Here is a 19878-nt window from a genome sequence, read left to right on the forward strand (position 1 = left end):
GGCGTGCCGCCGGAGGTGTGCGCGGTGGTGCTCGCCGCCGGCGAGGGCACCCGGCTGCGTCCGCTCACCGAACACGTCCCCAAGGCGCTGTGCCCGGTGGGCAACGTGCCGCTGCTGGACCGGGCGTTGGCCCGGCTGGCCGGGCTCGACCTGACCGGGCCGGGTCGCGTCGCGGTCAACGCGTGCTACCTCGCCGACCAGGTGGTCGCGCACGTCGGCGACCGCGCCCACCTGTCGGTGGAACCCGGCGAGCCGCTGGGCACCGCGGGCGGGGTGGCCAACCTGCGGAACTGGATCGACGGCCGGCCGGTGCTGGTCGGCAACGCCGACGCGTACCTCGCCGACCCGGCGGCTCCCCCGGGCCCCGACGTGGCCGCGTTGTTCGACGGCTGGGACGGGCACACCGTACGCCTGCTCGGCCAGCCCGCCGCGGACCCGACGGCGCCGGGCACCTTCGACGGGCACCGCTTCACCGGCTTCTCGCTGCTGCCCTGGCGGCTGGTCCGCGACCTGCCGGTGGTCTTCTCCGACCTGGTCCGCGCGCTCTGGCGGCCCGCCGAGGCGGCCGGTGAGCTGGAGGTGGTGCCCTATCCGGGCACCTTCTTCGACACCGGCACCCCGGCCGACTACCTGGCGGCCAACCTGCACGCCGCCGGCGGTGGGGTCCTGGTCGAGGCGTCCGCGACGGTGACCGGACACTGCGTGGAGTCGGTCGTCGGCGCGGGCGCGCGGGTGAGCGGCGACGTGTGCCGCACCGTGGTGTGGCCGGGGGCTGTCGTCCGCGACACCGAACGGCTGCACGACGTGATCCGGTTCGGGGACGGTCGCACCGTGCCCGCCGCCGCGCAGGGCTGAGCCCCGACGACTCCCGCCGCCGGGGTCGACCGGGAACATCTAGCATGGGTGGCGACGCCGACGAACGGAGAAATGCCCCGTGATCACCGCGATCGTGCTGATCGACTGCGCCACCGACGCGATCCCCGAGGTGGCGGAGACCCTGGCCAACCTTCCCGGCGTCAGCGAGGTCTACTCGGTGGCCGGGCACGTCGACCTCATCGCCATCGTCCGGGTCCGCGAGTTCGACCAGATCGCCCAGGTCATCGCGGGCAGCATCTCCAAGGTGCCGGGCGTCCTGAACACCGAGTCGCACATCGCCTTCCGGGCGTACTCCCAGCATGACCTGGAGGAGGCGTTCGCGATCGGCCTGGCCGGCGCCGACTGACCACCACCGGACGCACGGCGGCCGGTCCACCCCCGCGCGGGGGTGGACCGGCCGTCTGCTGCCGCTACGTCAGCTCTCGCTGGGAGCCGGCGTCTCGGTGGTGCCGCCGCCCGGAGCCGGCGACTCGGTGCCGCCACCCGGAGCCGGCGACTCGGTGCCCGTGCCACCCGGGACCGGCGACTCAGTGCCGGTGCCGCCCGGGCTGGGCGTACCGCTGGCGCTGGTCTGCGGGACCGGGATGCCGAGCTGGTTGGCGAGCTGCACCAGCTCGTCGTAGTGCGCCTGCAGCGTCGGCAGGGCGGTCTGGGCCAGCTGGACCACCGACTGCTCGGAGCCCTGCGAGATCTCCGTCTGGGTGGCCTGGATGGCCTGGACGTGACCGGCGAGCTGCGCGGTCACCCACTCCTTGTCGAACTGCTCACCGCTGGCGTTGTTCAGCTTGGTGATGACCGCCTGCTGATCCGCGCTGGGCTCGTTCGGGAGCTGCACGTTGAGCTGGGACGCGAGCTGCTGCACCGTCTGGTCCAGCTGCGTGTGGTCGGTCTTGAACATCGCGCCCAGGTCCTTCACCCCCTGGTTCTGGCCCTTCTGCTGGGCCAGGTCACCGGCGGTGATCTCGAACAGGTTGACCTGGTGCACCGCCTGCAGATACTGGGTGTCCTGCGTCGACGGCTGTGCCGCGGCCTGCGCGGCCGCGGCCGGCGCGACCCCGACCAGGACCAGCGCGGCCAACAGGCCGAGGCGTTTGATACCCAACATGTTCCCCCCCTTGAGACGTTGGACCGCACGGATACCCGGCTCACCGGGGTTATTCCTGCGATCGCCCGACGCGCGGGGTCGACCGGTCCCGCCGTGGCCGTCCCACTCCTGGTCGGATGGGCGGCGGACGCGGACACGACGAGACGCCCGCCGGAAATCCGACGGACGCCTCGTAACGGTGCGATCAGGCGGTCAGCGGCGGCTCTCGCCGCTGCCGATCTCCTCGCGCTCGGGCCGCGCCTCGACCGGCGGGTGCCCCGGCGAGACCGGCGCCTCGACCGGCTTCTCGATCGGGTAGAAGAAGCCCCGGATGGCCGGGCCGAGGGCACCGAGCCGGTTCATCTTCTTGGGCACCACCCAGCCCACGTACTCCAGCTCACCGTGGCCGTCGGCGTGCCCGTCAGCCGCGCTGAGCGGCTGGTGCACCTCGACGAACCGGCCGTCCGGCAGGCGCCGGATGATGCCGGTCTCGACGCCGTGCGCGAGCACCTCCCGGTCGTGCTGCTGCAGACCCAGGCAGAGCCGGTAGGTGACGTAGTACGCCAGCGGCGGGACCACCAGCAGGCCGATCCGGCCCGCCCAGGTCATCGCGTTCAGGCTGATCTGGAACTTGTCCGCGATCACGTCGTTGGCGCCGGAGAGCGTCAGGACGATGTAGAACGCGACGGCCATGGCGCCGACGGCGGTACGGGCCGGAACGTCCCGGGGACGCTGGAGCAGGTTGTGGCTCTTACGGTCCTTGAGCTGCCGTGCCTCCAGGAACGGGTACATCGTCGACAGGCCGACCAGGATGCCGGGCAGCACGACCGTCGGCCAGAACAGCGGCGGGATGACGTACCCGTCGCCGATCGGGATGTTGATCTCCCAGGCCGGCATGAGTCGCGTCGAGCCGTCGAGGAACATGACGTACCAGTCGGGCTGGCTGGCGGCCGAGACCACCCACGCCTCGTACGGGCCGAACAGCCAGATCGGGTTGATCTGGAACAGACCGCCCATCAGCGCGATGACGCCGAAGACGACCATGAAGAAGCCGCCCTGCTTCAACGCGTACCGCGGGAACATCCGCTCGCCGACCACGTTGTTGTTGGTCCGGCCGGGGCCGGGCCACTGGGTGTGCTTCTGCTTGAAGACCAGCCCGAGGTGGACGCTGATCAGGGCGACCAGCAGACCTGGGATGAGCAGCACGTGGGCGATGAAGAACCGGCTGATGATGATCGTGCCGGGGAACTCGCCACCGAAGACCGAGGACGTGACCCAGGAGCCGATCACCGGGATGGACAGCATGATCGCCGAGGCGATCCGCAGGCCGGTGCCGGACAGGCCGTCGTCCGGCAACGAGTAGCCGGTGAAGCCGGCCAGGAAGCCCACCCAGAACAGCAGCGAACCGATGATCCAGTTGGTCTCACGCGGCTTGCGGAAGGCGCCCGTGAAGAACACCCGCAGCATGTGCACGACGATGGCGGCCATGAACAGCAGCGCCGCCCAGTGGTGCATCTGCCGCATCACCAGACCGCCGCGGACATCGAACGAGATGTCCAGGCTGGAGGCGTACGCGGCGGACATCGGGGTGCCCTGCAACGGCGCGTAGCTGCCGTCGTAGACCACCTCGGTCATCGCCGGCTCGAAGAAGAAGGTGAGGAACACACCGGTCAGCAGCAGCACGACGAACGAGAACAGCGCGATCTCGCCGAGCAGGAACGACCAGTGGTCCGGGAAGACCTTGTTCAGCAGCTTGCGCAGTGGCGTGGCCACCGCGAAGCGGTCGTCCACTCCGACCGCGGCCTTGCCCGGCGTGGCCGCCAGGTCCAACTTTCGACGCTTCATGGCCGCTCCCAGAAATCAGGCCCGACGGTCTCGGTGTAGTCGGACTTCGCCACGAAGAAGCCCTCGGAGTCGACCTCGATGGGCAACTGCGGCAGCCGCCGGCTGGCAGGGCCGAAGACGGGCTTGGCGTTGTCGGTGATCAGGAACTGGGACTGGTGGCACGGGCAGAGCAGCCGGTTGGTCTGCTGCTCGTACAGGCTGGCCGGGCAACCGGCGTGCGTGCAGATCTTGGAGAACGCCGCGTAGTTGCCCCACATGTAGTCGCCGTGGCCGATCCGCTCGTTGGCCCGGCGCGACTCCTGCGCGTCGGTGTCCCGAAGGTGGATCAGCAGCGTCGGCGAGTCGGCGTGCCGGTTGCTCACGCCGTGGTCGATACCGGGGAAGACGGTCAGCTGGCCACCGGCGCTGATGTCCGCCGGGCGGATCGGGCGACCGTCCTCACGGACCAGGCGGATCCGTTCGCCGCCCTCGGCCGCGCTGAACCCGGTGGTGAACATCTGGTTGTTCTTGTGCGGCTGGGAGATCAGACCGCCGACCAGGGGCGCCGCGACGACCGCGCCGACCGGCGCGAGACCGGCGAGCAGCGAGATGCCGAGCAGCGGGCGACGCTTCACACCCAGCTCGTCGGCCATGTAGAGCATGGTCTGGCCGGTGATGGTGCGCCCCTCGGCGTCGACCTGACCCTCGTGCCGGTCCTGGATCGAGACCTCCTTGGGCAGCAACTTCTTGCCCCAGGTGAGGATGCCGAAGCCGACCGCCAGCAGGGCCACACCGAGGGTGGCGCCGAGCAGCGGCGTGTAGAACTTGTCGCCGCCGCGGCCCGGCTCGTACTGCCACGGCCACCAGATGTAGACGGCCAGGAAGGCGGTCGCCGCCAGGCCGGTGATCAGGAAGAACCCGGCCACGACCCGGGTCAGCCGCCGCTCGGCCTTGGTGCCGGGCAGCACCTGCGGCTCGTAGTGCACGATCTCGATGTCGTCCCGGCGCGCGCCCTCGCGGACGATGTCGAACCGGGTCAGCTTGGGGTCGTTCACGTCGAGCGGCTCCGGGCCCTGCGAGGCCTGGTGCTCGGTGTGGGTGCTCATGCCGTCACCTCGCTACGGGTGGCGCCGCTCGGCACCACAGCACTGAATCGGATGATCCGCTCGGTCACGACTTGCCCGCAATCCACAGGCTGGCGAAGACGAGCGCCACGATGCCAACCAGGAAAATCGCCAGGCCCTCGGTGGACGGCCCGTACCGACCGAGGTTGAACCCGCCCGGGTCCTGGTCGTGCTTCAGCGTCTCCTGGATGTACGCGATGATGTCGGCCTTCTGCTCCGGCCGGAGCTGGTTGTCGCCGAACACCGGCATGTTCTGCGGGCCGCTCAGCATCGCCGCGTAGATCTGCCGGTCGGTGGCCGGGTGCAGGCTGGGGGCGAACTTGCCCGAGGAGAGCGCGCCGCCACCGCCACCGAAGGCGTGGCACTGCGAGCAGTTGATCCGGAACAGCTCGCCGCCGGCCGCGACGTTGCCGCCGTCGCGCAGCTCGTCGCCCTCGGGGACGACCGGGCCGCCGCCGAGCTCCTGGATGTACTGGGCCAGCTGGCGGGTCTGCTCGTCGGCGAAGACCGGGGGCTTGCGGTGCGCCTGGGCCTCCTGCCGGGCCATCGGCATCCGGCCGGAGCTGACCTGGAACTCGACCGAGGCCGCGCCGACGCCGACCAGGCTCGGTCCGCGACCCTCGACGCCCTGGGCGTTGCGTCCGTGACAGGTCACACAGCTCACGTCGAACAGCGCCTTGCCCTCGGCTGCGGCGCCGGTCAGCGGCGGGTTGTCCTGTGCCTGCGCACCGGGGGCGAAGACGGTGTAGGCGCCACCGGCGAGCATCAGCGCGGCGAACAGCCGGACCGCGGCGCCCAGCCGGCGGCGGCCCCTGCTGCGCGCGGCGGGCCGCCCGCGCAACCGCGCGAGCAGGCCGCGTCGGCGGTCGTTGTCAGAAGTCATGAGCGGTGTCCTTAACCGGTTGGACCTGTCTCAGGGGACGGAGCAGCAGTGCGGAGTGTGACGCGCAAGATCACTGGAGCCAGTAGATCATGGCGTACAGCCCGATCCACACGACGTCGACGAAGTGCCAGTAGTAGGACACGACGATCGCCGAGGTCGCCTGCGCCGGCGTGAACCGGCCCATGGTCGTACGGACCATGAAGATGATGAAGGCGATCAGACCGCCGGTCACGTGCAGACCGTGGAAGCCGGTGGTCAGGTAGAACATCGACCCGTAACCGTCTTCGTTGATCTTGACACCCTCGTGCACCAGCTCGCGGTACTCGTTCAGCTGGCCGAGCACGAAGATCAGGCCCATCACGAACGTGACGGTGAACCAGCGCCGTAGCGCGTGCACGTCACCCTTCTCCGCCGCGAAGACACCGAGCTGGCACGTCACCGACGAGAGCACCAGGATCACGGTGAAGGTGGTCGCGTACGGGATGTTCAGGTGCTCGGTGTGCTTCTCCCATTGCTCCGGCGCCGCAGCGCGGATGGAGAAGTACATCGCGAACAGCGCCGCGAAGAACATGAGTTCGCTGGAGAGCCACACGATCGTCCCGACGCTGACCATGTTCGGTCGGGTCAGGGAGTGGATCCGGCTCTTGTCAATGGCTGGGGCCGCAGTCACGCCGTCATTATTGCCCCTGACCGGGGCCGGCGATCAGCGGGGTGGCAAACCTGCGCCTTCCGTGGCCCGGGCGTCGAGGTCCGGTTCGCCTGGCCTAGCCTGAAAAGCGTGCTGCACGTCGATCCGATCCTCGCCGCCACCTCGGCCCCGCCGCCGTTCACCGTCGGTCGGGTGCTGACCGAGACCAGGCTGGACAGCTGGCTGGCCCTCGGCCTGGTGCTCGCCGCCGGCCTGTACCTCTACGGAGTGCACCGGCTGCGCGTCCGCGGCGACCGCTGGCCGGTCGCCCGTACGGTGTTCTTCCTCGGCCCCGGCCTGGGCGGCATCGCGCTGGTCACCATCAGCGGACTGCACGCGTACGACACCGCGCTGCTGTCGGTGCACATGATCCAGCACATGGTGCTCTCCATGGTGTCGCCGATCTTCTTGGCGCTCGGCGCGCCGATGACCCTGGCCCTGCGGACCCTGCCGGTCGGGCCGCGCAAGCGCCTGCTGGCGATCGTGCACAGTCGCGTCGCCCGGGTGTACAGCTTCCCCCTTGTGGCGTTCGCCATCTTCGTGGTCAACCCGTTCGCGCTGTACTTCAGTGACCTGTACCGCTTCACGCTCGAACACGCGTGGGCGCACGAGCTGGTGCACGCGCACTTCATCCTGACCGGCTGCGTGTTCTTCTGGCCGCTGCTCGGTCTCGACCCGCTGCCCGGCCGCTGGCCGTACCCGGCGCGGGCGCTGCTGATGCTGCTGTCCGTGCCGTTCCACACCGTGCTCGGTCTCACGATCATGCAGAGCAGCACCCTCTTCGGCGGCGACTGGTACCCGTCGCTCAACCTGAGCTGGTCCGACCCCTGGGACGACCAGGTGGTCGCCGGCGGCATCCTGTGGGCCGGCGGCGAGTTCGTCAGCGTCACCATGCTCGCCGTGCTCGTCGTGCAGTGGGTCAAGCAGTCCGAGCGGGAGGCCCGCCGGGTCGACCGTGAACTGGACCGCCAGGAGGCCCGCGAGCGCACCGCCGGGCCGGCGGCCGTCTGAGCTGCGCAGACGGTACGCCCGGCCGGCGACGTCGGGCGCGATGTCGACTGCGTCACGTCGACCGGTACGATCGGCGGGCAGCTACGAGGTGAAAGCGGAGTGCCGGCATGAGCGATCGTCTTTGCACCGTTTTGCTCTACAGTGACGACCCGCAGGTCCGGGACCGGATGCGGCTCGCCGTCGGCACCCGTCCCGCGCCCGGGCTGCGCATCGAGTTCGTCGACGCGTCGACGTACGCCGAGACCATCCGGCTGGTCGACGACTACGAGATCGACCTGCTGCTGCTCGACGGTGAGGCCAGCCCCGGCGGTGGCATCGGCATCGCCCGGCAGATCAAGGACGACCGGGACGACGCGCCCCCGACCTGCCTGGTGATCGCCCGCGCCGCCGACCGATGGCTCGCCGCGTACGCCGAGGTCGACGCCACGCTGATGCACCCCCTCGACCCGGTGACCACCGGAGGCACGGTGGCCGAGCTGCTGCGGACGCACGCACCCGCCTGACGTCCCAGCCCTCCGGCACCGTCACCCCGGCGCCGGACACGTCGGCGCCGGTTCCAGCCCACCCGCACTTCGTACGCTCGGGAGGCCCGCCATGGGCGATCGGACCTGGCCGCACCTGCTCAACGCGCTGCTGCGCGGCGAGGAGCTGACCACCGCCGACACCGCCTGGGCGATGGACGAGATCATGACCGGCTCGGCGAGCGCCGCGCAGATCGCCGCCTTCGCCGTGGCGCTGCGGGCCAAGGGCGAGACCCCGGCCGAGCTGGCCGGCCTGGTGGAGGCGATGCTGGGCCGCTCGGTCCCGGTGGTGCTCTCCGACGACCTGCGCGACACCGCGCTCGACGTGGTCGGCACCGGCGGTGATCTCGCCCACACGGTCAACATCTCCACGATGACGGCGCTGGTGGTGGCCGGCGCGGGCGTCCGCGTCGTCAAGCACGGCAACCGCGCCGCGTCCTCCCTGTGCGGCACCGCCGACCTGCTGGAGTTCCTGGGCATCCCGCTGGACCTCGGCCCGGAGCAGGTCGCCCGCTGTGTCGAGGAGGCCGGCATCGGGTTCTGCTTCGCGGCCCGGTTCCACCCAGGGATGCGGCACGCCGGTCCGGTCCGCCGTGAGGTGGGTGTGCCCACCTTCTTCAACTTCCTCGGCCCGCTGACCAACCCGGCGCGCCCCCGGGCCGGCGCGGTCGGCTGTTTCGACTCCCGGATGGCCCCGGTGATGGCGAGCGTGTTCGCCGGCCGGGGCGACTCGGCGATCGTGATGCGCGGCGAGGACGGGCTCGACGAGTTCACCACCGCCGCGCCGACCCGGGTCTGGGTGGCGCAGGGCGGCACCGTACGGGAGGCCGTGCTGGACGCGACGGACCTGGGGGTACCCCGGGCCACCCTCGCCGACCTGCGCGGCGGTGACGCCGCCTACAACGCCGGCGTGGCCCGTCGCCTGCTGGCCGGCGAGAAGGGTCCGGTCCGGGACGCGGTGCTCGTCAACGCGGCGGCGGCGCTGGCCACCCAGGGCCCACTGGACGGCGACCTGACCGAGGCGCTGCGCGCGGGCCTGGACCGGGCCGCCGAGTCGATCGACTCCGGGGCGGCGGCCGGGACCCTGGACCGCTGGATCGAGGCGTCCACCGCCGCCTGACCCGACGCCCGGAGGGGACCGGGCGGGGAATTGTCGGACCCGGGTGGGAAAGTACAGCCGAGTAGTTCTCCGCTCCCGTCCGTGCGGCACTGTCGCGTCCGGGGGTGGGTCGCCCGGATTGAGAGGAGACGCCCGTGTCGCACCGCGAGCTCTACTGCGACGTCTGCGAGGGCGTGGCAGCGTTCGAGGCGCCGCCGTGCGCCGACGGCCACGGCACCGACTGTCCCGAGCTGATCTGCACCGGCTGCGGTGCGGCAGTGGTGATCGCCACGTTCGCGTTCCGGGTCACCCGGCTGGCCGACCGGCGACGTCCTGAGCCCGTCCGCCGCCGCGCCGCCTGACCACGTCAGGCCGGGGCATGACGAAGGCCCGCTCCCCCACCGGGGAACGGGCCTTCGCGGCGCTCGGGGTGGATCAGTGCTCGGCGGTGCGCCGGGTGCCGGTGTAGTACTCGAACAGCAGCCCGCAGGCGGCGAAGACGACGGCCACCAGGCCGGCGCCGATCAGCCAGTACTGCCAGAACACCATGCCCAGCGCGGCGATCGCGGCGGCCAGCGCCAGACCGAACGGCCAGTAGCTGCCGGGGCTGAAGAAGCCGACCTCGCCAGCGCCGTCGGCGATCTCGGCGTCCGGGCGGTCCTCCGGGCGCAGGTCGATCCGGCGCGAGACGAACCAGAAGAAGCCACCGCACATCGTGCACAGCAGGAACGACAGCAGCAGGGCGACGGTGCCCACCCACTCGACGTGGCCGGACTCACCGTGCGTCCACGCGCCGTACAGGATGGTGGCGCCGAAGAGGAACCCGGCGATGATCAGGAAGATACGCCACTCGGTCTTCATGCGACTGCCCTCAGCTTCCCGGGAAGGCCGGAGCGTCGTCCGGGTTGAAGTTGCTCTGCGTCCGCCGGGTGTCGAACGGCTTGGTGGTCTCCGCGTACGGCTCCTCACCGATCGCGGCGAGCGCGTCCTGGGTCGACTTGCCGCCCTGCTTCGCCGCGAGGAACTGGTCGTACTTCTCCGGCGAGACGACCCGCAGCTCGAAGTTCATGAACGCGTGGTAGCTGCCGCACAGTTCGGCGCAGCGCCCGACGAAGGCGCCCTCGGTCTCCAGGCTGGAGACCTCGAACACGTTGCGGATCTTGCCGGGCATGACGTCCCGCTTGAAGAGCAGCTCCGGCACCCAGAAGGAGTGGATGACGTCGCGGCTGGTCTCCTCGAACCGGATCGACCGGTTTGTCGGCAGCACCAGCACCGGGATGACCTCGCTGGTGCCGAGCGTCGACGCGGTGGTCCGGGCCTCCGGGCCCTGCCCGTCGCGGTAGTTGAACTGCCAGTTCCACTTGAACGCGACGACCTCGACCGTGACGTCCGGGTTCTTCGACAGCTTGTCCACGTCGGTCTGCACGATCGCCGTGTAGTAGAAGAGCACCGAGACGATCAGGATCGGCGCGATGGTGTAGAGGAACTCCATCGGCATGTTGTAGCGGGTCTGCACCGGCAGCGCGTTGCCACGCTTGCGGTAGCGCACGACACACCAGAAGATCAGGCCCCACACGAAGACACCCACCGCGAGGGCGGCGATGCAGGAGGCGATCCACAGGTCGTACATCCGCCGGGACTCCGCCGAGATGCCCCCCTGCGGCCAGCCGAAGCCGTCGAACGCCGCTCCAACGTCACAGCCCGTGAGCAGGACCAGCAGCGCCACGCCACCGAGACCGAGCCCGGCCAGCCGACCAGCACCGCGCCGCCGGCGCCCACCGGCCCCTGGGGAAGCGCTGTGCCGTACGGCCGACGGCCGTACCTCCGAACTCCTTGCGACCACCTGGTCCTGCCTCCCTAGCGCGCCGCGGTGCGTCTGTCCTCGGCACCGACGGCAAAGGCGTCACCGACGGTCGCAGATTACTCGACCATGACGGACTCGGCCGTGGTGGGGTCACTGTCCGCCCCCATCGGGGGGATCCTGGGCATACCGCCGCGATAGCGTGGGGATCCGTGAGTGCGAGGAGCAGAGGTCCCGTGAGCGGATCCCCGGTCTACCTGGACGCGGCGACCGCCGCGCCGACGCATCCGGTCGCCCGGCAGGCGTTGCTGGCCGCCCTCGACGACGGCTGGGCCGACCCGGGCCGGCTCTACACCCAGGCCCGCCGCGCCCGGCAGTTGCTCGACGCCGCCCGCGAGGCCACCGCGCAGACGCTCGGCGTCCGCGCCGACGAGGTGTCCTTCACGTCCAGCGGTACGACGGCCGCGCACGGCGCGGTGCTCGGCGGCCTGGCCGGGCGGCGCCGGGTCGGGTCGACGCTCGTGCACTCGGCGATCGAGCACTCCGCGGTGCTGCACGCCGCCGAGCGGCACGTCGCGGCCGGCGGCACCGCCGACGAGGTGCCGGTCGACCGGCTGGGCCGGCTGGACCTGGACGCCTGGTCGGCTGCCGTCCGCGCCCCCGGTGTCGCGCTGGCGGCCCTGATCAGCGCCAGCCACGAGGTGGGCACGGTGCAACCGGTCGCCGAGGCGGCCGCCGCGTGCGCCGACGCCGGGGTGCCGCTGTACGTCGACGCGGCGCAGTCGGCCGGCCGGGTGCCGCTTCCGGCCGGCTGGTCGGTGCTCACCGCCAGCGCGCACAAGTGGGGTGGCCCGCCCGGGGTGGGGGTGCTGGCGGTACGCAAGGGCACCCGCTGGGAGTCACCGTGGCCGGCCGACGAGCGGGAGGGTGGTCGTACCCCCGGGTCGGTGAATTTGCCGGCGGTGGTGGCGGCGGCGGCGAGCCTGCGCGCGGCGGCGGCCGACGCGGCGGCCGAGCAGGCCCGGCTGGCGCCGCTGGTGGACCGGATCCGGGCGCGGGTCGCGGCGGAGGTGCCCGACGTGGAGGTGGTCGGCGACCCGGTGCTGCGGCTCCCCCACCTGGTGACGTTCTCCTGCCTGTACGTCGACGGCGAGGCGCTGCTGCACGCGTTGGACCGGCGGGGCTTCGCCGTGTCGTCCGGCTCGTCGTGCACGTCGTCGACGCTGCGGCCCTCACACGTGCTGGAGGCGATGGGGGTGCTCTCGCACGGCAACGTTCGCGTCAGCCTGCACCGGGAGACGACCGAGGCGGACGTCGAGAGGTTCCTCACCGAGCTGCCCGGGATCGTCGCGGGGCTGCGCGCCGAGGCCGGGGTGGTGGGGCTGTGACCATGCCCGACGAGGTGCTCGACTGCCGGGGCCAGCGCTGCCCGCTGCCGGTGATCGCGGCGGCACGTCGCATGCCCCAGGTGCCCGTCGGAACGGTCGTCCGGGTGCTCGCCGACGACCCGGCCGCGGCGGTGGACCTCCCGGCCTGGTGCCGCATGCGCGGCCAGGAGTTCCTCAGGGCCATACCGGGCCCCGAAGGCCCCGCCTACGACATCCGCCGCCTGCACTAACCCCGCACCCCGCCCCTCCCCGGGCGATCTTGCACTTTCAGTCGCCGATATGCGGCTTCCGCGGGCTCTCGTCCCGGCAGAAAGTGCAAGATCGCCCGGGTTACGGGAGGCCTTACGGGAGCAGGTGGGGGCGGATCTCCTCGGCGGCGGTGTCGCCGTAGGACTCGGCCAGGCGCTTGACGAACAGGTCGCGGCGCACCTCGTACTCCTGGGTGCCGACGGTCTCCAGCACGAGCGTGGCCAGCAGCGAGCCGACCTGGGCGGCGCGCTCCAGGCCGACGCCCCAGGACAGCGCGGTGAAGAAACCAGCCCGGAAGCCGTCGCCCACACCGGTCGGGTCGACGGCCCGGATCTCCCGCGCGATGGGCACGTGGATCGGGTCGATGTCGCGCCCGGCGATGTCCACGCCGTGCTTGCCCAGCGTGGTGACCCGCACCTTGACCAGGTCCAGCAGTTGGTCGTCGCTCAGCTGCGCCTTGCTCTGCAACAGCGACTTCTCGTAGTCGTTGGTCATCAGGAACTCGGCGCCCTCGATCAGGGCCACCACGTCCTCGCCGCCCATCCGGGCGAGCTGCTGCGACGGGTCGGCGGCGAACGCGTACCCGCGGGAGCGGCACTCGGCCGAGTGCCGCAGCATCGCCTCCGGGTCGTTGGCGCTGACCAGCACCAGGTCCAGACCGCCGAGCCGGTCGGCGACCGGGGCCAGCTCGATGTTGCGGGCCTCGCTCATCGCACCGGCGTAGAACGAGGCGATCTGGCACATGTCGGTGTCGGTGGTGCAGACGAACCGCGCGGTGTGCGCGACCTCGCTGACGTGCACCGAATCGCAGTCGACGCCGTGCCGCTCCAGCCAGGAGCGGTAGTCGGCGAAGTCGGCGCCGACCGCCCCGAGCAGGACCGGGCGCAGACCCAGCTGCCCCATGCCGAAGGAGATGTTCGCCGCCACACCGCCACGGCGGAGCACCAGGTCGTCCACCAGGAAGGAGAGCGAAACCTTGTGCAGCTGATCGGCGATGAGCTGGTCGGCGAAGCGACCGGGGAAGCTCATCAGGTGATCGGTGGCGATCGAGCCGGTCACGGCGATCTTCATGTCAACCCTCGGGGTCGGGAGCAGGGCGCGGTCAGCCTACCGGCCCGGTGAACGGGCGGTGTCCGGTCGGTCGGACAACGGCGACCGTTCGGAACACCGCTCCCAGGCACGACGACGGGGCCGCCCCGAAGGACGGCCCCGGTCATGGGTGGTGCGTGGCGCGTGACTCAGTTGAACGAGTCACCGCAGGCGCAGGAGTTGCCCGCGTTGGGGTTGTCGATGGTGAAGCCCTGGGCGTCGATCCGGTCGGCGAAGTCGATCGTCGCGCCGGACAGGTACGGGGCGCTCATCCGGTCGACGACGACCTCGACACCACCGAAATCGGTGACGACATCACCGTCGAGCGAACGCTCGTCGAAGAACAGCTGGTACCGCAGGCCGGAGCAGCCACCAGGCTGCACCGCGACGCGGAGCCGCAGGTCGTCGCGGCCCTCCTGCTCGATCAGGGCCTTGACCTTCTGCGCCGCGACGTCGGTGAGGACGACGGAAGTAGGGGCCTTGGCCTCGGTCGACTCGGTCTGCGCTGGCGTGGTCACGTGGAAGTCTCCCTGCGCGGTGTGGGTCCGGACGCACTGGCCAACGTCGCGCGCCGTCCAGTGATTCCCGGTTGTGGTCCTGGACCGATCGTACGCCGCCCCGGCCGGGCGCACCCGCGTGGCGTGATCGCCGCCGCAGGTCGGCCGGCCGACGGGGTGACCCCCGGGCACTCAGCGGCTCCACTGCCGGGCCAGTCGGGCGCCCAGCTCGCGCAGCCCCTCGGCGGGCCTGCTCAGCGCGGCGTCGAGCCCGCCGGCCTGTTCGCCGCCGAAGTGCTCCACCAGGCTGTACGCGTCGGTCACCCCGGCCGACGCGGCCTCGCGCCGGCCGGTGCTCACCTGACCGGCCACCACCACGCAGGGGACGCCCCGGTCCCGGGCCGCGCCGGCCACCCCGGCGACCACCTTGCCGCGCAGCGACTGATGGTCGAACGACCCCTCCCCGGTGATCACCAGGTCGGCGGTGTCCAGCGCGGCGTCCAGCGCGGTGGCGCGGGTGACCAGGCCGATGCCCGACTCGCAGCCGCCACCCAGGGCGAGGATGGCCGCGCCGAGACCACCCGCGGCACCGCCGCCGGGCAACGCGCCGAGCCCGGCCGGGCAGCCGGGCAGGTCCCGCTCCAGCACCGCGGCGAAGCGTTCCAGGGCGGCGTCGAGCAGCAGGACGTCGGCACGGTCGGCGCCCTTCTGCGGGCCGAACACGTTGCTCGCGCCGTGCAGACCGAGCAGCGGGTTGTCCACGTCGGTGGCGGCGACCAGTCGGGCACCGCGCAGCCGTGGCGCGCCGTCGAGGGCGTCGACGAGAGCCAACGCCGCCCCGCCGTACGGCAACGCGGCACCCGTGGCGTCGAGCGGTGTCACACCCAGCGCGGCGAGCATGCCGGCGCCGGCGTCGTTGGTGGCCGAGCCGCCCAGCCCGATCACCACCGTCCGCGCCCCGCTCTCCACAGCTGCGGCCACCAGCAGACCCAGCCCGTACGAGGTGGTGGCCTTCGGGTCGCGTTCTGCGGGGGTGAGCAGGTGCAGTCCGCACGCCTGGGCGCTCTCCAGGTAGGCGGTCGTGCCGTCGGCGGTGAGCAGGATCTCACCTGCCGCGGGCCGGCCCAGCGGGTCGACCGTCGACACCTGTACGCGCCGCCCTCCGAGGGCCTCGGCGAGCACCTCGACGAAGCCCGGCCCGCCGTCGGCGAGGGGCCGGATCAGCAGGTCGTCACCGTCGGCGACGGAACGCCAACCGGCGGCCACCGCGTCGGCCACCTCCGGTGCGGACAGGGTGCCAGCGAACTTGTCCGGGCAGAGCAGCACGCGCATGCCGAGCAGTGTGGCAGCCCACACCGAGCGAAGCTGCGCCGCGCTCGCGCTGTGGGACCATGGGCTACGTGACTTCGACCTGGGTGGAACCCTCCAACACGGCGACGGCTCTGCTGCTGCTCGGCCGGGGCAGCGACCCCGACACCGAGCGCGGCGTCGAGTGTCCGGGCGACCTGCCGGCGCCCAGCGATCCGGATCTGGTGGCCCGCGCAACGGCCGCGAAGGCGAAGCTGGGCAGCAAGGTCTTCGTGCTGGGGCACCACTACCAGCGCGACGAGGTGATCCAGTTCGCGGACGTGACCGGCGACTCGTTCAAGCTGGCCCGGGAGGCGGCGGCCCGTCCGGACGCGGAGTACATCGTCTTCTGCGGCGTGCACTTCATGGCCGAGAGCGCCGACATCCTCACCACGGACACCCAGCGGGTGATCCTGCCCGACCTCGCGGCGGGCTGTTCGATGGCGGACATGGCGGTGCTGGGTCAGGTCGAGGCCGCCTGGGACACGCTGACCGAGCTGGGCATCGCCGGGGAGACGGTCCCGGTGACGTACATGAACTCCTCGGCCGACATCAAGGGCTTCGTCGGGCGCAACGGCGGCGTGGTCTGCACGTCGTCGAACGCCAAGCGCGCCCTGGACTGGGCGTTCGAGCAGGGTCAGAAGGTGCTCTTCCTGCCCGACCAGCACCTGGGCCGCAACACGGCGGTGCTGGAGATGGGCCTGTCGTTGGACGACTGCGTGCTCTACGACCCGCACAAGCCCGGTGGCGGGCTCACCCCGGAGCAGCTGCGCGACGCCAAGATGATCCTCTGGCGGGGGCACTGCTCGGTGCACGGCCGGTTCACGCTCGACAGCGTCAACGACGTACGGGAGCGGGTGCCGGGGGTCAACGTGCTGGTCCACCCGGAGTGCCGGCACGAGGTGGTCACCGCGTCCGACTACGTCGGCTCCACCGAGTACATCATCAAGACGATCGAGGCGGCCCCGGCCGGCTCGGCGTGGGCGCTGGGCACCGAGCTGAACCTGGTCCGCCGGCTCGCGCTGGCGCACCCGGACAAGCAGATCATGTTCCTGGACAAGGCGGTCTGCTACTGCTCGACGATGAACCGGATCGACCTGCCGCACCTGGTGTGGGCCCTGGAGGAGCTGGTCGCGGGTCGGGTGGTCAACCAGATCACGGTGGACGCCGACACCGCCCACCACGCCCGGGTGGCACTGGACCAGATGCTCGCCCTGCCGGGAGCGGACACTCCGCCACCGACCGCCGGCTGATCACGATCCGTAGCGTCGTTGGTACCCAAAAGCACCGGATCACCGATTAATGCCACACACGCCGGTGTGACCGAGTCCTTTTTCGTCACCGAGGGCTATGCTGCCGGAGCGACGACGCGAGCGGGCCGTTTCGATATGGCCGCATCCGGGGTAGCGACAAGGTTCACGCTCCCCACCATCAACACAGCAGCACCGAAGCGCTGGAGGTTGCGTTGACCGACGACGTCCTGGTCGTGCACGGAGGCACTCCGCTTGAAGGGCGGATCCGCGTGCGCGGCGCGAAGAACCTGGTTTCGAAGGCGATGGTCGCCGCGCTCCTCGGCGACAGCCCGAGCCGACTGTTCGACGTGCCGAAGATCCGCGACGTCGAGGTGGTGCGGGGTCTGCTCGGTCTGCACGGCGTCAAGGTCACCGACGGCGCCGAGGACGGCGAGCTCGTCTTCGACCCGGCGAACGTGGAGAGCGCCAGCACCGACCAGATCAACGTGCACGCCGGGTCGAGCCGGATCCCGATCCTGTTCTGCGGCCCGCTGCTGCACCGGCTGGGGCACGCGTTCATCCCGGACCTGGGCGGCTGCCACATCGGCCCGCGTCCGATCGACTTCCACCTCCAGGCGCTGCGGGAGTTCGGCGCGACCGTGGAGAAGCGGCCGGAGGGTCTGCACCTGTCCGCGCCGAACGGCCTGCACGGCACCAAGTTCGCCCTGCCGTACCCGAGTGTCGGCGCCACCGAGCAGGTGCTGCTGACCGCGGTGATGGCCGAGGGTGTCACCGAGCTGCGCAACGCGGCGGTGGAGCCGGAGATCATCGACCTGATCTGCATCCTGCAGAAGATGGGCGCGATCATCAAGGTGCACACCGACCGGGTGATCGAGATCCAGGGCGTGCCGAAGCTGCACGGCTACACGCACCGGCCGATCCCGGACCGGATCGAGGCGGCGAGCTGGGCGGCCGCCGCGCTGGCCACCCGTGGCCACGTCGAGGTGCTCGGCGCGCAGCAGGCCGACATGATGACCTTCCTCAACATCTTCCGGTCGGTCGGCGGCGAGTACGAGGTCACCGACGCGCGTGCGCCGAAGCTGGGCGACCCGGGCCAGGAGGGCGGCATCCGCTTCTGGCACCCCGGTGGCGAGCTGAACGCCGTGGCGCTGGAGACCGACGTGCACCCCGGCTTCATGACCGACTGGCAGCAGCCGCTGGTCGTGGCGCTGACCCAGGCCCGTGGCCTGTCGATCGTCCACGAGACGGTGTACGAGCAGCGGCTGGGCTACACCGAGGCGCTGAACTCGATGGGCGCCAACATCCAGGTCTACCGGGACTGCCTCGGCGGCACCCCGTGCCGTTTCGGCCGGCGCAACTTCAAGCACTCGGCGGTCATCGCCGGGCCGAGCAAGCTGCACGCCGCCGACCTGGTCATCCCCGACCTGCGGGCCGGGTTCAGCCACCTGATCGCGGCGCTCGCGGCCGAGGGCACCTCCCGGGTGTACGGCGTCGACCTGATCAACCGGGGCTACGAGGACTTCGAGGCCAAGCTCGCCCACCTGGGCGCGCACACCGAGCGCCCGTAATCCCGGTCACCCATCGTTCGGCTTCGACGGCTCCGGGTCGCGCTACGGCCCGGAGCCGTTTGCCGGTACACCGCGATGTGCACCGGGCGCGGACCGTTGGCTACCCTTGCCGCGTGCCGTCGCTCTTTCGCCGCAAGTCCACCGACCTCGTCGACGAGGCCGTCACCTCGGTGACCCCCGAGGAGACCGCCGACCGTCCCCGGGGTTACACCCCGGCCAAGGGTCGTGAGACTCCGAAGCGGCCCACCGTCGGCCGCCGCCCGGCCGGCCCCAGCCGTCCTCTGACCAAGGAGGAGGAGCGGGAGCGCCGCCGTCAGCTGCGTGCCGAGGCCGCGTCGGAGTTCCGCCGTGAGGGTGGCCCCCGCGACCGCGGTCCGGAGCGGCTGCTAGCGCGCAACGTGGTCGACTCCCGGCGTACCGTCGGCACCTGGTTCTTCGGCGGCGCGCTGATCGTGCTGATCGGGTCGAACGCGGCGATGCCGGCCCCGGTGCGGTTGATCTCCAACCTGCTCTGGGGCGCTCTGGCGCTGGGCGTGATCGTCGACTCGGTGCTGATCTGCCGCAAGATCGGCAAGTTGGTCCGGGAACGCTTCCCGAAGACCGACCAGCGCATGGGTTCGCTCTACCTGTACGCGGTGATGCGCTCGATCACCTTCCGGCGGATGCGCGCTCCGGCTCCCCAGGTGAACCTCGGCGACAAGGTCTGAGCGTCCGCGCACGAGCGGCGTCGACCCAAGCCCGCCACGAAGCGTCCGGGGCCCGGAAGTTCGTTGTACGGTACGCGTAGTTCACCCCGGTGAACAGGTCGTCGCTGGTCGGCGCGACGAACACTGATCCCTGGAGCACCCGCCATGCCTGCTGAGCCGGACGGCCCGCTCGCCACCATCGCCGGTGCCCTGCGTCGGGAACGCGAACGGGTCGGCATCTCGCTGGCCGAGCTCGCCCGCCGGGCCGGGGTCGAAGAGTCCGTCCTGTCCCAATTGGAGTCGGGGACCGGCAACCCGAGCATGGAGACGCTGTGGGCGCTCAGCGTGGCGCTGAGCGTACCGCTCGGCCGGCTGGTGGAGCCGGCGTCGGACGGCGTGCGGGTGATCCGGGCCGGCGAGGGGCCACAGGTCCGCTCCGAGCAGGCCGACTTCACCGGCACCCTGCTCAGCGCCGGCGCGGCGAACCTGCGCCGGGACATCTATCTGATCAAGCTGGAGCCGGGCGCGATCCGGACCGCCGACGCGCACACGCCGCGCAGCGTCGAGCACGTGGTGCTCACCGCCGGACGGCTGCGGGTGGGCCCCGAGTCGGGCCCGGTCGAGATCGATCCGGGCGACTACGCCGCGTTCCCCGGCGACGCGCCGCACCGCTACGAGGCGCTGCTGCCCGGCACCGTCGCCGTACTCGTCATGGAGCATCCCTGATCCTCTGCCGGCAGGCCCGCCCCAGCCCTGGGCCGGCGGTGGGAGTATCGTCGGAAGCCAGATTCGGTTATAGACCCAAATGTCCGAAACTATGGGATAACGTTTGCGCCCGTGGGCGGTGCCACAGTGGCGGTGGAAGAGCCCACGCCGTTACCCTCCATCCG

22 protein-coding genes are annotated in these 19878 nt (G+C 71.3%); 12 read left to right on the forward strand and 10 right to left on the reverse strand.

Annotation, left to right across the window (positions count from 1 at the left end):
- The first annotated feature begins 3 nt into the window (after positions 1–3).
- Together ABZS77_RS23970 and ABZS77_RS23975 are read left to right on the forward strand one after the other, a co-directional pair.
- A complete protein-coding gene (locus ABZS77_RS23970; RefSeq protein ID WP_354826718.1) occupies positions 4–855 on the forward strand; it encodes a sugar phosphate nucleotidyltransferase in 852 nt (283 codons plus the stop codon).
- Between the two features lie 79 nt (positions 856–934).
- Positions 935–1222, forward strand: coding sequence for an Lrp/AsnC ligand binding domain-containing protein (locus ABZS77_RS23975; RefSeq protein WP_282257498.1), 288 nt, complete (start codon positions 935–937; stop codon positions 1220–1222).
- 69 nt (positions 1223–1291) lie between these two features.
- Here the strand turns inward: ABZS77_RS23975 and ABZS77_RS23980 are convergent, their stop codons facing one another.
- From ABZS77_RS23980 to ABZS77_RS24000, 5 genes are all read right to left on the reverse strand, one after another.
- The gene (locus tag ABZS77_RS23980; RefSeq protein ID WP_354826722.1) at positions 1292–1981 is read right to left on the reverse strand and encodes a DUF4142 domain-containing protein; all 690 of its coding nucleotides are present in this window, start codon (positions 1979–1981) and stop codon (positions 1292–1294) included.
- 192 nt (positions 1982–2173) lie between these two features.
- Positions 2174–3805, reverse strand: a complete 1632-nt coding sequence (locus ABZS77_RS23985) for a cytochrome b N-terminal domain-containing protein (RefSeq protein ID WP_354826725.1) — start codon at positions 3803–3805, stop codon at positions 2174–2176.
- Positions 3802–4890, reverse strand: coding sequence for a Rieske 2Fe-2S domain-containing protein (locus ABZS77_RS23990; protein WP_354826728.1), 1089 nt, complete (start codon positions 4888–4890; stop codon positions 3802–3804). The genes ABZS77_RS23985 and ABZS77_RS23990 overlap by 4 nt, the downstream gene beginning before the upstream one ends.
- A gap of 64 nt (positions 4891–4954) precedes the next feature.
- Positions 4955–5791, reverse strand: coding sequence for a cytochrome c (locus ABZS77_RS23995; protein WP_354826731.1), 837 nt, complete (start codon positions 5789–5791; stop codon positions 4955–4957).
- 70 nt (positions 5792–5861) lie between these two features.
- Positions 5862–6461: a heme-copper oxidase subunit III gene (locus ABZS77_RS24000; protein WP_139585788.1), complete on the reverse strand. Its 600-nt coding sequence runs from the start codon at positions 6459–6461 to the stop codon at positions 5862–5864.
- 99 nt (positions 6462–6560) lie between these two features.
- Here ABZS77_RS24000 and ABZS77_RS24005 point away from each other — a divergent pair, with 99 nt between their 5' ends.
- The 4 genes from ABZS77_RS24005 to ABZS77_RS24020 all read left to right on the forward strand — a co-directional run bounded on the left by ABZS77_RS24005 (position 6561) and on the right by ABZS77_RS24020 (position 9472).
- Positions 6561–7490, forward strand: coding sequence for a cytochrome c oxidase assembly protein (locus ABZS77_RS24005; protein WP_354826942.1), 930 nt, complete (start codon positions 6561–6563; stop codon positions 7488–7490).
- A gap of 107 nt (positions 7491–7597) precedes the next feature.
- Positions 7598–7993, forward strand: coding sequence for a hypothetical protein (locus ABZS77_RS24010; RefSeq protein ID WP_354826734.1), 396 nt, complete (start codon positions 7598–7600; stop codon positions 7991–7993).
- 91 nt (positions 7994–8084) lie between these two features.
- On the forward strand, positions 8085–9131 hold the full coding sequence (trpD, locus tag ABZS77_RS24015; RefSeq protein ID WP_354826736.1) for an anthranilate phosphoribosyltransferase: 1047 nt from the start codon (positions 8085–8087) through the stop codon (positions 9129–9131).
- A gap of 134 nt (positions 9132–9265) precedes the next feature.
- Positions 9266–9472: a hypothetical protein gene (locus tag ABZS77_RS24020; protein WP_354826739.1), complete on the forward strand. Its 207-nt coding sequence runs from the start codon at positions 9266–9268 to the stop codon at positions 9470–9472.
- Between the two features lie 73 nt (positions 9473–9545).
- On the opposite strand, the gene ABZS77_RS24025 is transcribed toward ABZS77_RS24020, so the two are convergent.
- Positions 9546–9971 (reverse strand): cytochrome c oxidase subunit 4, encoded by a 426-nt coding sequence (locus ABZS77_RS24025; RefSeq protein ID WP_354826742.1) that lies wholly within the window; start codon positions 9969–9971, stop codon positions 9546–9548.
- Between the two features lie 10 nt (positions 9972–9981).
- Positions 9982–10953: a cytochrome c oxidase subunit II gene (gene coxB, locus ABZS77_RS24030; RefSeq protein ID WP_354826745.1), complete on the reverse strand. Its 972-nt coding sequence runs from the start codon at positions 10951–10953 to the stop codon at positions 9982–9984.
- A gap of 194 nt (positions 10954–11147) precedes the next feature.
- Here coxB and ABZS77_RS24035 point away from each other — a divergent pair, with 194 nt between their 5' ends.
- Positions 11148–12299 (forward strand): aminotransferase class V-fold PLP-dependent enzyme, encoded by a 1152-nt coding sequence (locus tag ABZS77_RS24035; protein ID WP_354826748.1) that lies wholly within the window; start codon positions 11148–11150, stop codon positions 12297–12299.
- Positions 12296–12529: a sulfurtransferase TusA family protein gene (locus tag ABZS77_RS24040; protein ID WP_354826751.1), complete on the forward strand. Its 234-nt coding sequence runs from the start codon at positions 12296–12298 to the stop codon at positions 12527–12529. Before ABZS77_RS24035 ends, ABZS77_RS24040 begins: the two co-directional genes overlap by 4 nt.
- Before the next feature lie 112 nt (positions 12530–12641).
- On the opposite strand, the gene ABZS77_RS24045 is transcribed toward ABZS77_RS24040, so the two are convergent.
- The 3 genes from ABZS77_RS24045 to ABZS77_RS24055 form a co-directional block, all read right to left on the reverse strand.
- Entirely contained in the window at positions 12642–13619 is a 978-nt protein-coding gene (locus ABZS77_RS24045) for a carbohydrate kinase family protein (protein ID WP_354826754.1), read from the reverse strand.
- Positions 13620–13786: 167 nt separating this feature from the next.
- Positions 13787–14155: an iron-sulfur cluster insertion protein ErpA gene (gene erpA / locus ABZS77_RS24050; RefSeq protein ID WP_074313193.1), complete on the reverse strand. Its 369-nt coding sequence runs from the start codon at positions 14153–14155 to the stop codon at positions 13787–13789.
- Positions 14156–14326: 171 nt separating this feature from the next.
- On the reverse strand, positions 14327–15466 hold the full coding sequence (locus ABZS77_RS24055; protein ID WP_354826945.1) for a glycerate kinase: 1140 nt from the start codon (positions 15464–15466) through the stop codon (positions 14327–14329).
- A gap of 68 nt (positions 15467–15534) precedes the next feature.
- Here ABZS77_RS24055 and nadA point away from each other — a divergent pair, with 68 nt between their 5' ends.
- From nadA to ABZS77_RS24075, 4 genes are all read left to right on the forward strand, one after another.
- Positions 15535–16734, forward strand: a complete 1200-nt coding sequence (gene nadA, locus ABZS77_RS24060) for a quinolinate synthase NadA (protein WP_354826757.1) — start codon at positions 15535–15537, stop codon at positions 16732–16734.
- Positions 16735–16946: 212 nt separating this feature from the next.
- Entirely contained in the window at positions 16947–18302 is a 1356-nt protein-coding gene (gene murA, locus ABZS77_RS24065; RefSeq protein WP_354826759.1) for a UDP-N-acetylglucosamine 1-carboxyvinyltransferase, read from the forward strand.
- A 113-nt stretch (positions 18303–18415) separates the two neighbouring features.
- Complete coding sequence (locus tag ABZS77_RS24070) at positions 18416–19009, forward strand: DUF3043 domain-containing protein (protein ID WP_354826761.1); 594 nt, start codon at positions 18416–18418, stop codon at positions 19007–19009.
- A gap of 144 nt (positions 19010–19153) precedes the next feature.
- On the forward strand, positions 19154–19714 hold the full coding sequence (locus ABZS77_RS24075; RefSeq protein WP_354826764.1) for an XRE family transcriptional regulator: 561 nt from the start codon (positions 19154–19156) through the stop codon (positions 19712–19714).
- Positions 19715–19878: the final 164 nt, after the last annotated feature.

This window comes from Micromonospora sp. NPDC005298 (assembly GCF_040607375.1).
GTDB lineage: Bacteria > Actinomycetota > Actinomycetes > Mycobacteriales > Micromonosporaceae > Micromonospora.

Excerpts from the sequence above, each read along its gene's own strand:
- ABZS77_RS23980 (WP_354826722.1), bottom strand. The coding sequence starts at position 1,981 with ATGTTGGGTATCAAACGCCTCGGCCTGTTGGCCGCGCTGGTCCTGGTC.
- ABZS77_RS23985 (WP_354826725.1), bottom strand. The coding sequence starts at position 3,805 with ATGAAGCGTCGAAAGTTGGACCTGGCGGCCACGCCGGGCAAGGCCGCG.
- ABZS77_RS23990 (WP_354826728.1), bottom strand. The coding sequence starts at position 4,890 with ATGAGCACCCACACCGAGCACCAGGCCTCGCAGGGCCCGGAGCCGCTC.
- ABZS77_RS23995 (WP_354826731.1), bottom strand. The coding sequence starts at position 5,791 with ATGACTTCTGACAACGACCGCCGACGCGGCCTGCTCGCGCGGTTGCGC.
- ABZS77_RS24010 (WP_354826734.1), top strand. The coding sequence starts at position 7,598 with ATGAGCGATCGTCTTTGCACCGTTTTGCTCTACAGTGACGACCCGCAG.
- trpD (WP_354826736.1), top strand. The coding sequence starts at position 8,085 with ATGGGCGATCGGACCTGGCCGCACCTGCTCAACGCGCTGCTGCGCGGC.
- ABZS77_RS24025 (WP_354826742.1), bottom strand. The coding sequence starts at position 9,971 with ATGAAGACCGAGTGGCGTATCTTCCTGATCATCGCCGGGTTCCTCTTC.
- ABZS77_RS24045 (WP_354826754.1), bottom strand. The coding sequence starts at position 13,619 with ATGAAGATCGCCGTGACCGGCTCGATCGCCACCGATCACCTGATGAGC.
- ABZS77_RS24055 (WP_354826945.1), bottom strand. The coding sequence starts at position 15,466 with ATGCGCGTGCTGCTCTGCCCGGACAAGTTCGCTGGCACCCTGTCCGCA.
- ABZS77_RS24075 (WP_354826764.1), top strand. The coding sequence starts at position 19,154 with ATGCCTGCTGAGCCGGACGGCCCGCTCGCCACCATCGCCGGTGCCCTG.